The sequence below is a fragment of the Streptomyces sp. NRRL WC-3626 genome (genome assembly GCF_000718785.1).
Lineage (GTDB): Bacteria > Actinomycetota > Actinomycetes > Streptomycetales > Streptomycetaceae > Streptomyces > Streptomyces edwardsiae.
The window spans coordinates 106,789-121,926 of record NZ_JOCA01000013.1 but is presented as its reverse complement, the minus strand read 5'-3'; the positions used below and the strand labels follow the sequence as shown (position 1 = coordinate 121,926).

Here is a 15,138-nt window from a genome sequence, read left to right as displayed (position 1 = left end):
GTGGTTGTGACGGAATATGACGTGCTCGCCGAGGTGTACGAATGGCTCATCTCGGATGCGAAGTTGCCTCCCGCCGAGTTCGCCGCGTCGTTCGATGACGTCCTCGGTCTCCTGCCGTCGAACGCTCACGTCCTCGACTGTTCGTGCGGAACCGGACAGTTGGCGGTCGGCCTCGCCGGTCGTGGCCTGCAGGTCGTCGCAACTGACGCCAGCGAAACGATGGTTCGCCGGACTGCGGAGCTGTCTGAGGAGTTCGGGGCCTCCGTCCGGACTGTGCGGGCGAACTGGGAGGAGTTGCCGGACCATTTCGAGGACGGCACGTTCGACATGGTGTTCTGCGTCGGCAACTCGCTTCACCACGCCGCGGGCGCGACAGGCAGGGGTGCTGCTCTGGAGTCGATGTCACGGCTTCTGCGCCCCGGTGGACGCTTGGTGCTCACATCCCGCACGTGGGAACTCGTGAGGGCCAGAGGTTCCCGGCTGGACATCGGCGACCGACTCGTCCGACGAAACGGTCGCGATGCCGTCGTGGTCTACCGCTGGGAGATCGCGCCGCACTGGGAGGAAGAGCACCACATCGAGATCGCGATCGCCCAGGTCGATGCGACGGGGCTGGTTCTCGTCCGCTCGGAACTGCTGTCCTGCTGGCCCTACCGGTACGAGGAACTCGAAGTCGAGCTGCAGCGGGTCGGGCTCCGGACGGAAGTGAGCACGTTCGATCTCGAGGCCGAGAACTACATGGTGGTCGCGAGCAAGGCGTAGACACCGGACTCTCAGTCCTTAACAGGACCGCGCGGTTGCTCGCAGCCCGCTTTTGAGGTTTCCGTTTCGGGGAGACGTTGTGGCGGTGCCCGGATGAGGCCGGTCTCGGCGATGAAGCGCGTCGAAGAGGTCGGGCCGGTTCCTCGCGGTGGCCTGGACTCGTCGTGGTCCAGGACGACGAGGGCGATCCTGCCCTTCAGATCAGTCCATTTGACGGGCCGAAATCCAGGATGGTCCCGGGCGGGACCGGTCCCTCGCCCGCGTAGTTGTCGCCCGGCGATGCCGCTGGTACGTCGTCCTCGGCGAGCGTCAGGCTGGGCCAGGGCCCGGCGAGCGCTGCGTCGTCCAGGGTGATGCCGAGGTGCTCGAGTACGAGGGCCACCACTGGAGCCATCCCGGCGCCCTCGCCTTCGTGTGCGGCGAGCGCCTCCTCCACCCGATCCCACCAGGGGCCGAACGGTTCAGACCGGCTGTGCTGCATCCCGGGCTCGAAGTACTCGACGCACTCTCCGTCGCGCCAGTACTGGAAGACGTCGACTCCTTCGGTAGCCGCCACGCTGTACGTCTCAGTTCCCCGAGACAACTCCGCGAGCGATTCCTCCCCAACCCCGATGCAGCCGTCCTCCTCAACGCAGAAGGCCCATTCACCGATCCGGCCGGCCCGCAGCAGCGAGACCGTCCCGTCACCTGATTCGCCCGAGACCAGGTCCGAGGCCGTGTCCCAGTCGAGCAGACGTGCCTGGTTCGGGTCGGCCCCGTACCGGGCGAACACCTCCTCAGGGCCGAGAGCGCGGGTGAAGGTAGCGCACAGCCAGGCCCTCGCCCAGTCCAGCGAATCCCCGTCCGCTCGCATGATCTGCCTCCGTCCTTCACCTGGCATGGGCTGCCGGAGTCGAACTCTCCGTGATTCCCGCAGTGCGCCAAGCACGCCCGGTAGTCCGGATCATGATGCCTGGTTCATGCAGTGGGATCGGGACCGGGCAGGACACCCCAGCAGATTCCTTCGGGTGAAGTCGATGCGGAAGGGGCGGCGAGCGGTTGCACCAGCACACCTGTCACACCCGACCAGGGCACCTCAACAAGGCCCTGTGACGTACTCGTAGCGCGGCTCGATCTCCCGCATGGCCACGGCAGCCGCGGTCACCTCCGCGGGAGTCAGGGACACTCCGCTGTTGTCGATTCCGGGAAGCTCGATGCGGGACACGATGCTGGCGGGCAACGGATTTCTTTGCAGCCCAAAGCAGCTTGCGGTCGACTGCCGTTCGGTTGCTCCTGGCTCCGGCAAGGCTGCGGCGGCCGTCCGCGGACTGCGGCCCGGCGGACGTCCGCCGTGAGGATTGGTGTTCGGCAGTGTGATCGCTAGGCGGTGGCGTAGTAGCCGTCCGGGAGTTCGATGCGTCTGATCTCGCGAACGGGCACGTGACCTCGCGGCGGTCGATTGTCCCGGTCGCACCCACGGCCTACCACCGCTGATGACACCGTGGCACGCGCTGCCGAACGAAGCCGAGATTCTAGGCACCGAGGCCGGCAATCCGAACTCCATCAGGAGATGACCCGCACGACGCGATGGCGATCGGTCGGGGGGGCGCTCGTACCCCACCCCGGGTTTCCGGCGGGCGGGTGCGAGCTACTCCAACTCGTCGAATCGGAGCAGGTCCAGGCCCGCCAGCCCGTTGAGGACCGGCACCACGCCCAGGCCCGGGTCGCTGGCGTAGAGAAGTGTTCCATGGTCGGAAAAGTCCTCCTCCACCGGACATCCGTCCTCGTCGGTGTAGTTGGTCTCGATGGTCAAGAGGCCCTTGGCGCCTTGGAAGCGGAAGTACTCGCCGCCCCGATAGTCGCTGTCACGGCGCTCGAACCGCACCTCAAGCGCCGCTTCCAGGGACTCCCGCAGTGTCCTGCTGTCCAGCAAGGTGGACCCGTAGAGGTAGTACGCGTGCTTCAATGCTCTGTCCTCACGTGTTCTGCCTTCCACTCTCATCGTCGGGCGATCAGGCTCGCACCCCGGGCGGTGGCGTCCTCCACCGTCGCGTAGGGCATGAAGGCCAGTCCACCCAGACGTGGCTTCCTGATGACTCGGAGCCAGACAGATCTCAAGCTGGGCTACGAACGCAGCGGCAGCACCACCTACTCCGGTTACATCAACATGTCCTCCGCACCTCGGCACTACGTGGACAGCTGGAGCTTCAGCGCAAGCTGCTCTGCCATCTACGGCTAGCTGTTGACCAGCGGCGGAACCCTTGACAGCACTCCTGCCGCCGACCCTTGCTGACCCGGCACGTCTTTACAGACCCACGCCCCGGCGCGAGCTGCGCCGGGGACCGGTGTCAGGCCGATCGGGGGAGGTGTGCCGAGCCGGCGCAGCATCGCCTCGGAGGGGTCGACGCAGAGGATGGACCGGTGCGGCAGCAGCCGCCCCGCCACCTCCTTGGCGAACAGGCCGGTCCCGGCGCCGATATCGGCGATCCGGTCCGTGGCGGCCAGTTGCAGCGCCTCGGCGATACGGCCGGACATCCAGGGGATGTAGTCCGGACCGTAGACCCAGTGATCGTCGTACTCGGCCGCCAGCTCCTCGTGTGGCCCCGCACGTCGCCCCGCTCCACGCTTCCCCTCGCCCCTGTGGGTACCGCCGACTTGCCGTGTTTTGCGCCGACCGGCCACAGATTATCGCGGGTACTCGCGCGGCGACAGCCGGTAATGAGCCGAGGGGTGGGGGCGGGCATCGTCCCTTGCGGTGGAGTTGAACGTGTTCAAAAATTGGGTAGGGTGAGCCCTGTACGGAGGGGAGGGGTCGATGAAGATCGTGATTCCCGGGGGGACCGGGCAGGTGGGGGCCGTGCTGAAGCGGGCGTTCGGTGCGGCCGGGCATGAGGTCGTGGTGCTGACCAGGCGGCCGGGCGCGCCGGGGGAGGTTACCTGGGACGGCAGGACCGCGGGGGCGTGGGCCGAGGAGGTCGACGGCAGTGATGTCGTCGTCAACCTCGCGGGCCGCAGCGTGAGTTGCCGCTACACGCCCGCCAATCTCCGCGCCATGATGGACTCGCGGGTGCTGTCCACCCGCGTCGTCGGTGAGGTGATCGGTGCCGCGGCCCGCCCGCCGCGTGTCTGGCTCCAGATGAGCACGGCCACCGTCTACGCCCACCGCTTCGACGCGCCCAACGACGAGGCCACCGGCGTGATCGGCGGCACGGAACCGGACGTTCCGGGCTACTGGTCCTACAGCGTCGACATCGCCAGGGCGTGGGAGCGGGAGCAGGCGGAGGCGGACACCCCGGGCACCCGCAAGGTCGCCCTGCGCTCCGCGATGGTGATGAGCCCCGACCGGGGCGGCGTCTTCGACGTCCTGTCGTGGCTGACCCGTCTCGGTCTCGGCGGTCCCGTCGCGGGCGGTGCGCAGTACGTGTCGTGGATCCACGACCACGATTTCGTCCGCGCGGTCGCGTTCCTGATCGACCGGGACGACATCACCGGGGCGGTGAACCTCGCGGCTCCCGGACCGCTCCCGCAGCGGGACTTCATGCGCGGCCTGCGCGGGGCGTGGCGGATGCCGGTGGGGCTGCCCGCGACGCGGTGGATGGCCGGGGTGGGCGCGTTCGCGCTCCGCTCGGACACCGAACTGCTGCTCAAGAGCCGGCGGGTGATTCCGGGCCGCCTGACCGAAGCGGGCTTCGACTTCACGCACCCGGCGTGGCCGCAGGCGGCCCGCGACCTCGTACGACGCCGACGGAACCCCACGGGCCGATGAGCTGCTCCCTCGCTCAGGTCTCCCATGCCGCCCTCCACTCCCGGTAGTGCTCCGGCAGATCAGTGCGGGGAAAGTCCGGCAGGCCGGAGCCGAACCGCTGGAGCCGGTGATAGGCCTGCCTGAGGGCGTCCTGTGTGTCGAAGCATCCCGCGTGGACGGCGAGCGCCAGTACGTCCTCGATGGTGAGGTGCTGGAGGGACCACTCGTCGGCGAGCCGCCGTCCCTCCGCGTCGTCCATCAGCAGCGTGACCTCACGCCCCTGCTCCGACAGGTGCACGCCGTGAGCCACGACCACACACTCCCCGAGGTCGCGTGAGCGCCTCAGCGCCTGGTCGAACTCGAGGTCGCGGATTTCCTCCAGGACCTCCACGATCCGGGCGGGCGCGGAGCCGATCTCCAGGGCGGGTAACACCCTGACGCGGTCGCTGCGCTCCAGCGCGAGCCAGCGCTTGCGGAGGCCCGGGTACTTGGCGTCCTTGCGCGCGATCTCGTCGCAGACCTCGGCGGGGACGAGTATGACCCACTTCATGGACTCGAGGGCGGTCACGAGCACGCGATTGAGGTTGGCGCCCGCGAAGTGGACGCACACGACGGCGTCCAGGATGCAGGCGTCCTCCTGTTCCCCCGGCGGGTTCTCCTCGGCCGCGGGCTCCTGCGGACAGCTCACTCCTACCGTCGCTCCTGTTCGTCCTCGGGCGGTTTCGCGGCCCGCTGTGCCGGCCTGCCACGGCGGCCGAGGAGGGCTCGTACGTCGACGCGTCCCGACAGAGCGACCTCGGGTGGCCGGATGCCGGCCTCTTCCAGTTCCCGTTCGGTCGTGCGTGGTTCGGCGCCGCTCAGTGCCGCGATGGCCCGCACCCCGATGCGTCCCGCGCGGTAGGCCGCGACGGCCCGTTCCATGATCCGGCGGGGCGGACGCACGCGCGCCGCGGCCTCGCACTCCATGACGTACTGGGGCCCCCAGCCGTAGGTCCACGCGAGTGCGCGACCCGTGGGGCCCTGCGTCTTCCTGGCCTGTGTGTCGGTCAGCAGCCCCAACTCCCTGCACTGGATGAGCAGTACGGGAAGGCTCACGCCGTAGTGCCGGGCCGCCATGGCGCACTCCCGACGTCCCGGTTCGGCGGCCGAGAGGCACTCCATCCAGCGGCGGACGCCCTCCGCCGGGGCCAGCAGATGCCGGGCGAAGGCGTCGCAGCGCCGCTCGTCCGGTGTCCGCCGGCCGTCCAGTCGGTGCGCGGCCACACCGTCCGACAGCAGCACGTGCCCCAACTCGTGTGCCAGCGAGAAGCGTTGCCGTTCAGGCACGTCCGACGCGTTGACGACCGAGATCGTCACCTCGCGCTCCGGGTCGCGCGCGGTGAACCCGGATACGCCCTGGGGGAGTGTGAGCGCGGCCGTGTCCAGACCGATCGCCGACTCCACGAGCCCGGCGAGGTCCGGAACGGGACCGAGCCCCAGCCGCAGGCGCTCCCGGACCTCCTCCGCGAGGGCCCGGCCCTCACGCTCGGCATCGACGACCTGCGCGGGGGCCCGCTTCAGCCGGGCCGCCCGCTGCCGATCGGTTCTGTGACCGTCCGGTACGAACCGGTCGAGACGATCGTCGAGGGCCAGGATTTCGCCGACCAGGCCCTCGGCCCGTCTCAGCTCCTCCTCGGCGCCTTCCGAGGCCCGCGCAGCCACCTGCATGCGCTGCCGCACCGGATTCCCCTTGGTCAACAGCGTGAGCGGAACACTCAACGCGGCTGCGACACGGTCGAGTTCGGCAAAGGTCAGCGCCGGCCGTTCCCCCGTCTCGATGCGCGCCAGTGTCGGCTGGCTCAGCTCCGTACGCACGGCCAGCTCCCGCTGACTCAGGCCCGCCCGCGCCCGCTCCCGCGCGACCCTTCCGCCGATCTTCTTCAGATCCATGCCCCCGCACCTCCCCGTCCTGAATCAACGATAACTCTCTGATTCAGTCACTGTCCCAGAGACTTCTCGCCCGTACGGGGCGCCGGTCCCGTGTGCGAGGTGAGAAGCACCCGTCAGGCGGAGCCCAGGCCCGCCCCGCCGCCCCGGGGCCGGTCGGCCTGGAGGTCGGCGAGTAGTTCTGCCTGGCCTGTCAGGACGCCGGAGAGGATGGTGCGGGCCACCGTGAGGAGTTCGGCGATGTGGGGGCTGGTCAGGGAGTAGTAGACGGTCGAGCCCTCTTTGCGGGTCACGACCAGGTTGGCCCGGCGCAGCACCGCCAGTTGCTGGGAGAGGTGCGCGGGCTCGATGCCGACCTCGGGGAGCATCTCGGAGACCGCGTGCTCGCGCTCGCTCAGCAGCTCCAGGACCCGGATGCGCGCCGGGTGGCCGAGCGTCTTGAAGAACTCGGCCTTCAGTTGGTACAGCGGCGTACTCATCGTGCCGTCGCCTCACTCGTCACAGACATGGGGACCATCCTCCCCGCCCCGCAGCGCGGGCAGGAGACCGGCTCCCTCCAGGTGGCCGCGCGCGGCCAGGATCGCCTCGGGCGTGGTGGCGTACTCCCGGCCCTCGTGCCGCAGCAGCTCCAGCGCTCCCACGGAGTCCAGAACCTGGCGCTGGCCCGGCCGGATCCCGGAGGCGAGGACGAGGACGCCCCGCCGCGTCAGCTTCTCCACGGCGTCCTTGAGGACGAGCGCCCCCGTGGCGTCCATCGTCGACACCCGGGACATGCGCAGAATGATCACCCGTACGTCGGCGACCTCGGTCAGGTCCAGCAGGAAGCGGTGGGCGGCGGCGAAGAACAGCGGGCCGTCGATGCGGTACGCCACGATGTGCTCGGCCAGCAGCGCGTGCTCCTCGTCGCCGTGGTTGCCGCGGTCGAGCGGCACCTGGTCGAAGCGGACCTGCCCGGCGACGTCCCGCAGCGCGAGCGCGCCCGCCACGGCCAGTCCGATGATCACCGCGTAGACCAGGTCCAGGGCCAGGGTGGCCACGGCGGTCAGTACGAGGATCAGCGCGTCCGAGCGGGTGGCCTTCACCAGTGCCCTGAGCGAGCCGACCTCGACCATGCGGACCGCGGTGGCCAGCAGCACTCCGGCGAGCGCGGCCAGCGGGATCCTCGAGACGAGCGGCGCCGCCGCGAACACGATCACGGCGAGGACGGCGGCGTGCGCGAGGGCGGCGAGCCGCGAGCTCGCGCCGGTGCGGACGTTGACGGCGGTACGGGCGATGGCGCCGGTCGCCGGCACACCGCCGAACAGCGGCGAGGCGATGTTGGCGAGTCCTTGTCCGAACAGCTCCCGGTCCGGGTCGTGCTTCTGGCCGACCGTCATGCCGTCGGCGACGGACGCGGACAGCAGGGACTCCAGCGCGGCCAGGGCGGCGACCGCCACGGCGGGCGCGAGCAGGGAGCCCAGCGCGCCGGGTTCGAGGAAGGAGAGGGAAGGGGCGGGCAGCCCGGAGGGCAGGTCGCCGATCGGCTTCGCCCCGTCGAGCCCGGCGACCTGGACCACGACGGTCGCGGCGATCACCGCGACGATGGAGAACGGCACTGTGGGCCGCAGCCGGGCACCCACCAGCATGACCACGGCCACCGCGACCGCGAGACCGACCGCCGTCCAGTTCGGGGCCCCGGCGAACTCCGCGACCGCCCGCCAGGCGACCACGAGCACCCGTTCGCCCTCCGGCGCGGGCACACCGAGGGCGTTCGGCACCTGCTGCAGACCGATCACACAGGCGATGCCGAGCGTGAACCCCTCGACGACCGGCGCGGGCACGTACCGCATGTACTTCCCCGCCCGCAGCGCGGCGAGGGCGATCAGCATCAGGCCGGCCAGCAGACCGACCATGAGGACTCCGCCCGGCCCGTGCTGGGCGACGATTGGGACGAGTACGACGGTCATGGCGCCGGTCGGCCCGGACACCTGGAGGTTCGAGCCGCCGAAGAGCGCGGCGAGCGCGCCCGCGACCACGGCGGTCGCGAGCCCGGCCGCCGCCCCCAGCCCGGAGGACACCCCGAAGCCGAGCGCGAGCGGGAGGGCCACGATCGCCACGGTCAGCCCGGCGAGCAGGTCCCGCCGGGGAGCGCGGCCCATCTCCGCCAGGTCGGCGCGGGTGGGCAGCAGTGCCACGATCCGGGCCCCGGCCCGGCTGATCCGCGAACTCATCCCGCGACACAACCTCCGCTCGACATGACGGCTCCACCGACAGCCCGCCCCGGCGGGGGCGGGCACGCATGGCTGTGCCCGCGGCTACCGGACGGCAGGCACAGTCACTTCAGCATCTGCTCAATTGCGAAGTTTTGCAAGTCCGCAGCCGAGGGGTGTCCATGGGGTGTGCGGCGGCGCTCCGCTCCACGAACGCTCGTCGTCCGGCACGGAGTCGGCACGGTTTTGAACCCACTTGGTGGACACTTTCGAGCCCGCGACACTACGCTACGCTTCCGAGTCATAACTGGCGGCAATCCATTTCAAGTCTGGATCTCAGGTTGGCGTGTTGGCGGACTTCTCCTTGCGCATCGCCGGAAATCGATCACCGGATCGAGCAGGGGATTTCGAGTAGGTCGCGACGACAGTCCGGAACGTGCTCGCCGTGTGATGACGGGCCGCTTCCTTTACCGTCCTCGCGGCGTGCACCAGCGGGCCCTTGGCGACGTATTCCCATGGAGGCGGACGGTGCGGACGAGGGCGGCTGTTCTGACGGGATCCCACCGGGACTGGGACGTTGTCGATCTGGAGTTGGACGGCCCCGGGGAAGGTGAGGTCCTCCTTCGGCTGGAGGCGGCCGGCCTGTGCCACTCCGACGAGCACCTCAAGCACAGCGAGGACGCGCGCTTTCCCGTCGTGGGCGGTCACGAGGGCGCAGGGGTCGTCGAGCAGGTGGGGCCGGGGGTGTCCCACGTGGGCCCGGGCGATCACGTGGTGTGTTCGTTCATCCCGGTCTGCGGGCACTGCCGCTGGTGTTCGACCGGGCGCACTTTCCTCTGCGACCAGTCCCCGGACCTCGTGGGGGCGATGCGGGACGGGACCTTCCGATTCCATGGTGACGGGCTGGACTTCGGCGCGATGGACAGCCTGGGGACGTTCTCCCGGCATGCGGTGATGTCCGCGAACGGCTGTGTGCCCGTCGACAAGGATGTGCCGTTCGGCGTCGCCGCCCTGCTCGGGTGCTGTGTGCCGACGGGCTGGGGGGCGGCGGTCCGGGTTGCGGAGGTGCGTCCGGGTGATGTCGTCGTCGTCCTCGGCTGCGGGGGAGTGGGCAGCAACGCCGTTCAGGGCGCCGTCGGCGCGGGCGCCGGCCAAGTGGTGGTGATCGACCCGGTGCGGGCCAAGCGGGACTTCGCGTTGCGCATGGGGGCGACCGCCGTCCACGCCGATGTGGAGTCGGCGGCTGACGACATCGCCCTGGGCACCCGCGGAGCCGGGGCCGACGTCGCGATCGTCACGGCGGGCGTGGTCGACGCCCGGATCGTCGCTTCGGCGTTCGACGTCACCCGGAAAGGAGGCACGATCGTCTTGATCGGTGCCCACGACCGGTCCGACGAAGTGACGGTGCAACTGCCGGGAACCCTGCTCACGGTCGAGAGCAAACGAGTCGTCGGATCGCTCTACGGCGGCTGCAATCCCCGAAGCGACATTCCCCTGCTGGCGCGTATGTACAAGGAGGGAAAAATTCTGCTGGACGAACTCATATCGGCCGAGTACCGGCTTGACGACATTCGTCAGGGATATGCCGACATGCATGCGGGGAAGAACATACGCGGTGTCATAGTGCACAGCGGATAGAAATGCCCGCCGAAAAGGCCCCGGAAAAGCTTCGGCCGGCTATAGGTGAGCCATTGGCGAGCCATCGGCGATCCACCGACAAGGTGTGGCATTCCTTTTCCATTCTGCCCGCCCGGCGATTTCTGCGTCAATGATCGATTTCGGAGTGTGTTGTATGGCGTCGCGTGATCTGCTGCTCGTCTCCCTGAACCTCGGTGCGGTGAGCGAATTCGTCGGGGGTGACCCGGCGGGCAAGAGGCTGGCCTTCGTGCCCGACGCGGGGGTCCCGTACGAGGACCGCTCGTTCGTCGACCGGGACCGGTCGCTGCTGAGCCGCATGGGGTTCGACCTGCTGGACGTGACCCTCGATGGGAAGACGGCAGAGCAGCTGCGCACCGAACTGGCTGACGTGGACGTGGTGTTCGTCGCCGGAGGGAACTCGTTCTACCTACTGGAGAAGGCCCAAGCGAGCGGCTTCGGAGATGTGCTCGGCGAACTGCTTGACCACGGTGTCAAGTACATCGGGGCCAGCGCCGGCGCCATCCTGGTCGGCCCCGACCTGCGGCCTGTGTCCACCCTCGACGATCCCGCGGCGGCGCCCGGTCTGGAAAGTCTGCGCGGGCTCGGTCTGGTCGACTTCGTGGTCCTGCCGCACTACGGCAACGAGAAGTACCTGCCGGAGTACGAGGCCGTCATCCGCCGTTACGAGGGCGAACTGACTCTCGTACCGCTGCGGAACGACCAGGCGGTGTGGGTGCGGGGGGAGAAGTACGAGGTCACGGATTCCGCGGAATAGTCCCTCTCGACGGCGGCGGGCCCCCGGCCGCGGTCGCGGACGGTGTGGTCGAAGGAGTGCGCAGGTGCCGGATGCCAGTGAGACAGTGACAGTCCCCGTCCAGTCAGGGATACAGTCCCGCCTCCCCCTGCGGCGCTACCGCGCTCTGGTGGGACGGGAAGAAGTGGTCCAGCATGTGGTCGGCCTCCTGACCGAGGAGGCCCCCGCCGAGAACGTCCTGGTTTACGGGCCGGCAGGCGCGGGCAAGACGTCCGTCGCCATCGAGGCCGTCCACCGTGTTGCCGCCGCGGAGCGCCGGGGCCGGGCCCCGCACTTCGAGGAACTGGTCTGGCTCTCGGCCCGGCCGGCGATCCTGACCGTGGACGGCGTGCTGCGCTCCCCGCTGGTCTGCGGGACGCTGAGCGACTTCGTCACCAATATCTGCGCGACCCTGGGGCGGACCGATGTGATGCGGGCGCTGCCCGACGAACAGCCCGCGCTGCTGCGTGACGCACTGTCCCGGAAGCCGGTCCTGATCGTCGCCGACGACCTCGACGAGGTCGAGGACGAACGGGTGCTCTCGTTCCTGGGGTCGCTCCCCGGTTTCTGCCGCGTGCTCGCGACCGCCCGGTCGCAGCTCGACTTCGGGAGGTCCGTCCGGCTCGGCCCTCTCTCGTTCCCGGAAGTCCAGGACCTGCTGCGGCAGATCCATGAGAGAGAGGAAGTCCGGCTGTCGCACGCCGAGGCGATACGGCTGCACACGCTCTGCGGAGGCATACCCCTGGCGATCGTCTGGGCCGTGAACCTGGTGCGGCTGGGCTACGACGTCTCACACATACTCGACGACTTCGGCGGGACGACCGCGGATCTCCTCGAGTTCTGCTTCTTCAAGGCGTGGGATTCCGTTCAGGGCACACCGGCCGGCGAACTCCTCGTCGCTATCGCCCTGTTCTCCGGCGGAGCCTCGCACGAACTCGCCCGCCGGACGTCCGGCCTGACCGACCGGCCATGGGAATTCGAGCGCGCCCTGGTGAGACTGCGGCGGCTCGGAGTGCTGGAGGCCACCACCGCCCGGCTGAACCTTCTCCCTATGACAAGGACGTACATCATGGGAAGCACCCTGCCCCAGCCGTCCGGCTCCGACGAGGACGATGTCCGTACCCGCTGGGTGGACGCGCTCGCCCACCACATCGCGCGCAGCCTCGCCCAGCCGCGGTGGCAGGACTGTTTCGACTTACTCGAGGAAGAACGCGCCAACATCGAGAGCCTGTTTGAGTGGGCGCGTACGCGTCAGAACGAGACGGTGTACGCACGGGCCTCGGTGCTCTACTCGGACGTGAGCTACTTCCTCTTCTGCCGCGGCTACTGGAGCCAGTTGGTGGACCACGGCGGCTGGGCACTTCCGGCGCTCCGTGCGCAGGGCCTGGGCGAGGAGTACATGACCGTACTGCTGACCTGGGTGTCCCGGGTTCATCTGCTGCGGGGGGACGAGGCGAAGCTGCGGGCATGCTTCGACGAGGCGACGGACTTCCTCGCGGCGGCGCCGCCGGGCGCCCGGCCGCTCTACGAGGCCGTCATCGACTACAACCGGGTGACCCACCTCGGCCCGCGGGCCGTGGAGCACGACGGAGCCTCGAGTGTGTTGACGCTCCGCAGGGTTGCCGGCGTGTTCAGCGAACTCGGCCGGGACGAGTGGTTCGCACGCGTCGTCAACCGCCTGGGCAACATGCTCTCCGCGTCCCAGGACCCCGATGCCGCCATCGAGGCGTTCGACCAGGTCATCGAGGCTTCCCAGCCGTATCTGGCCACGGCCTGGGGGAAGGACATGACCGGTATCGGCAAGGGGAACCTCGGGATTCTCGCCAATCGGCAGGGCAGGTACGAGGAGGCGATCCCCCTTTTGCGTGAATCGCGGGACCTCGTGGCCCAGGCCATGGACGGCGCCGTCGCACTCATGGAACTGGCGATCGCGCACTACCACCTCGGGGACCGTGCGCAGGCTCTCGACCTGGCCGTCCGGGCGCGCTCCGCGGCCGCGGCGCTCGACCTGGCCGTCAGCATCGCGGAGTCCGACACCTCCTGGGAGAAGGAGGTGCTTCCGCGACTGCTCGCGGAGTCGGCCACAGCACCCGTCACCACAGCACCCGTCACCACAGCACCCGTCACCACCGCACCCGTTACCGGCGGCGCGGCCGCCCGCGGCCCGGCAGAGGTCGCCCCGGTCGGCGTCGACCCGGAGACGGCCGGACAGATCGAGTCACTGCTTCGGCAGGCCACCGAGGGCGGCGTGGCGGACCTGAACGCCGTGGACCTCGAGGAGCACCTGGGAATCCAGCTGGAGGAACTTGTGCTGGAGACCGCCGCGACGGCGGCGCCGCTCCCCGCATGGGCCGGTGGTGACTACGGACCGCTCAACCTGGGCCGACGCTTCATCGAGTACCACAAGGAATCCATCCGGGCCCAGGTGTGCCTGCCCGGCTGCCAGGGACTCAAGCCGGAGTACGCCCAGTCCCTGTCGTTCCGCAACGGTGAGACGGGCGGCATGATCCCGCTCGTGGTGAGCCTCCTCGCCACCTTGAACTCGGTCGAACCGGTGGTGGCGGTTCCGGTGGTGGCGGTGTTCGTCGCCCTGTGGCTGGGTCGCGTGGATCTCGACAGGTTCTGCCGGCAGTCGTGACGGAGCGGGGGGCCGTGGTGGCCGGGGTGACTGCGGATGGCTGACCATCTCGTCGACCTCGCGCGCATCGCCGCACCGGCGGTGGCCGAGTTGGCACAGCGGGCACGTCGGCTGCGCCTCGTCCCCGGCACCGGCGGCAGCCTGGGGTTCGCCCCCGCGCAAGCCCGGGCCGAACTCGCCGAGTTCGGCCGTGGGGTCTTCCGGGCGCTGTCGGAGGGTGCCGGGGGAGAACTGCCCGGGCGCGGTCGCCTCGCCGGCCTGCTGCTGCCCGCCGCGCTGCTTCCCCGGGACCGGTTGTGGCTTCCCGCGGACGGCCCCGCGAGCCGGGTACCGTGGGAGGCCGCCCGCGACGACGACGGGGACTGGCTGGGTCAGGAGCCCGCCATGTCCCTCGTCCACCGCACCCGTTGGGGCGCGCACGCGCCGGCCGAGCGCGTGGCGCCCGCCCGTCCTTCGGTGCTGGTCGTCACCGCGATGCCTCGGGGCCTGCCCAGCGCGAACGTCGAACTGCAACGGCAGCGGCTCACGGCACTGGCCGCCCGGTTCGAGTCCGCGGAGGGCATGTTCCACTGGTCGGAGAACCGGGATCTCGCCCTCGTACGGCAGGAGATGGCGGAACGCCGCTGCGACGTCCTGCACGTGATCGCACACGGCAGACCGGGCAGGATCCTCTGGGAGGACCGGCACCACGCCGTTCTCCCGTACGAGGCCGAGGAGTTCTGCGAGCGGCTGGCCGGCCCGGAACCGAGCCTGGTGGTGCTGAGCGTGTGCGACTCGGCCAGTCCGCCGCCGCGCGGACGCTCACTGGCGGCGGTGATCGCGGACCGGCTCGCGCCCGCCGCCGTCGGTATGCGGGCGACCCTCGACGAATCGGCGGCGGCGCTGTTCGTGGGCGCCTTGTACGAGGGACTGCTCGCGTCCCCCGGCACGAGCCTCGACCAGATGGTCCACCGCGGCCGTCAGGTCCTGTACCGGGCGGCGGCGGAGGGAAGCACCGACGCGATCCAATGGCTGCTGCCGACGGTGGTGTGCCGCGACGGGGCGCTGAGGTTCGACGCCGGCCGGACACGCCGGCCGCGGCCGGCGCCTCCCCGCCCGGCGGCGCTCCGCGGCGCCGCCGAACTGCGTCTGCCGGACGGATCCCGGATACCGCTGGTCCGGACCCGGACGGTGATCGGCCGCAGCAACAAGGCGGACATCACGTTCCCGTCCCCCTCGCTCAGACCGTTCCACGCGATGGTCAGGGCGACCCCGAGCGGTTACGAACTGTGGGATCTCAGCTTCGGCGGTTCATCGGTCAACGGGATCCGGGCCGACCGGATCGTCCTGTCGAACGACGACTCACTCGCCATCGGCCCGTTGCTCTGCCGGTTCGTCATGAAGGAGAACACCGACGGAGAACGCTGACGAAAAGCGCTGAAGGAGAACGCTGAAGAAGAGCGGTGAAGGAGAGCGATGAACGTCATGG

14 protein-coding genes are annotated in these 15,138 nt (G+C 69.7%); 6 read left to right on the top strand and 8 right to left on the bottom strand.

Annotation, left to right across the window (positions count from 1 at the left end; genetic code table 11):
* Positions 1-6 precede the first annotated feature (6 nt).
* Positions 7-762 carry a class I SAM-dependent methyltransferase gene (locus IF28_RS0120895; RefSeq protein WP_030222571.1) on the top strand — a complete coding sequence of 252 codons (756 nt, stop codon included), beginning with the start codon at positions 7-9 and terminating at the stop codon, positions 760-762.
* Positions 763-958: 196 nt separating this feature from the next.
* Here IF28_RS0120895 and IF28_RS0120890 read toward each other — a convergent pair whose 3' ends face one another.
* The 4 genes from IF28_RS0120890 to IF28_RS36470 form a co-directional block, all read right to left on the bottom strand.
* On the bottom strand, positions 959-1,615 hold the full coding sequence (locus tag IF28_RS0120890; protein WP_030222569.1) for a DUF6461 domain-containing protein: 657 nt from the start codon (positions 1,613-1,615) through the stop codon (positions 959-961).
* A gap of 222 nt (positions 1,616-1,837) precedes the next feature.
* The gene (locus IF28_RS39255) at positions 1,838-1,981 is read right to left on the bottom strand and encodes a hypothetical protein (protein ID WP_158713706.1); all 144 of its coding nucleotides are present in this window, start codon (positions 1,979-1,981) and stop codon (positions 1,838-1,840) included.
* 408 nt (positions 1,982-2,389) lie between these two features.
* Positions 2,390-2,707, bottom strand: a complete 318-nt coding sequence (locus tag IF28_RS37130) for a hypothetical protein (RefSeq protein WP_051713813.1) — start codon at positions 2,705-2,707, stop codon at positions 2,390-2,392.
* Positions 2,708-2,976: 269 nt separating this feature from the next.
* On the bottom strand, positions 2,977-3,276 hold the full coding sequence (locus IF28_RS36470; RefSeq protein ID WP_030222563.1) for a class I SAM-dependent methyltransferase: 300 nt from the start codon (positions 3,274-3,276) through the stop codon (positions 2,977-2,979).
* Positions 3,277-3,556: 280 nt separating this feature from the next.
* On the opposite strand from IF28_RS36470, the gene IF28_RS0120865 reads away from it, so the two are divergent.
* Complete coding sequence (locus tag IF28_RS0120865) at positions 3,557-4,507, top strand: epimerase (protein WP_030222560.1); 951 nt, start codon at positions 3,557-3,559, stop codon at positions 4,505-4,507.
* Between the two features lie 13 nt (positions 4,508-4,520).
* Here IF28_RS0120865 and IF28_RS0120860 read toward each other — a convergent pair whose 3' ends face one another.
* From IF28_RS0120860 to IF28_RS0120845, 4 genes are all read right to left on the bottom strand, one after another.
* Positions 4,521-5,174, bottom strand: a complete 654-nt coding sequence (locus tag IF28_RS0120860; RefSeq protein ID WP_030222557.1) for a hypothetical protein — start codon at positions 5,172-5,174, stop codon at positions 4,521-4,523.
* Positions 5,175-5,176: 2 nt separating this feature from the next.
* A complete protein-coding gene (locus IF28_RS0120855; protein WP_030222554.1) occupies positions 5,177-6,415 on the bottom strand; it encodes an XRE family transcriptional regulator in 1,239 nt (412 codons plus the stop codon).
* A 113-nt stretch (positions 6,416-6,528) separates the two neighbouring features.
* The gene (locus IF28_RS0120850; RefSeq protein WP_030222551.1) at positions 6,529-6,891 is read right to left on the bottom strand and encodes an ArsR/SmtB family transcription factor; all 363 of its coding nucleotides are present in this window, start codon (positions 6,889-6,891) and stop codon (positions 6,529-6,531) included.
* Positions 6,892-6,903: 12 nt separating this feature from the next.
* The gene (locus IF28_RS0120845; RefSeq protein WP_051713812.1) at positions 6,904-8,622 is read right to left on the bottom strand and encodes a SulP family inorganic anion transporter; all 1,719 of its coding nucleotides are present in this window, start codon (positions 8,620-8,622) and stop codon (positions 6,904-6,906) included.
* Positions 8,623-9,084: 462 nt separating this feature from the next.
* Between IF28_RS0120845 and IF28_RS0120840 the strand changes: the two genes are divergently transcribed.
* The 4 genes from IF28_RS0120840 to IF28_RS0120825 all read left to right on the top strand — a co-directional run bounded on the left by IF28_RS0120840 (position 9,085) and on the right by IF28_RS0120825 (position 15,077).
* Positions 9,085-10,239 (top strand): NDMA-dependent alcohol dehydrogenase, encoded by a 1,155-nt coding sequence (locus tag IF28_RS0120840; protein WP_234325289.1) that lies wholly within the window; start codon positions 9,085-9,087, stop codon positions 10,237-10,239.
* 154 nt (positions 10,240-10,393) lie between these two features.
* The gene (locus IF28_RS0120835) at positions 10,394-11,014 is read left to right on the top strand and encodes a Type 1 glutamine amidotransferase-like domain-containing protein (RefSeq protein WP_030222541.1); all 621 of its coding nucleotides are present in this window, start codon (positions 10,394-10,396) and stop codon (positions 11,012-11,014) included.
* A gap of 148 nt (positions 11,015-11,162) precedes the next feature.
* Positions 11,163-13,670 carry a tetratricopeptide repeat protein gene (locus tag IF28_RS0120830; protein WP_158713705.1) on the top strand — a complete coding sequence of 836 codons (2,508 nt, stop codon included), beginning with the start codon at positions 11,163-11,165 and terminating at the stop codon, positions 13,668-13,670.
* A 36-nt stretch (positions 13,671-13,706) separates the two neighbouring features.
* Positions 13,707-15,077 carry a CHAT domain-containing protein gene (locus tag IF28_RS0120825; protein WP_030222534.1) on the top strand — a complete coding sequence of 457 codons (1,371 nt, stop codon included), beginning with the start codon at positions 13,707-13,709 and terminating at the stop codon, positions 15,075-15,077.
* The last annotated feature ends 61 nt before the right edge of the window (positions 15,078-15,138 follow it).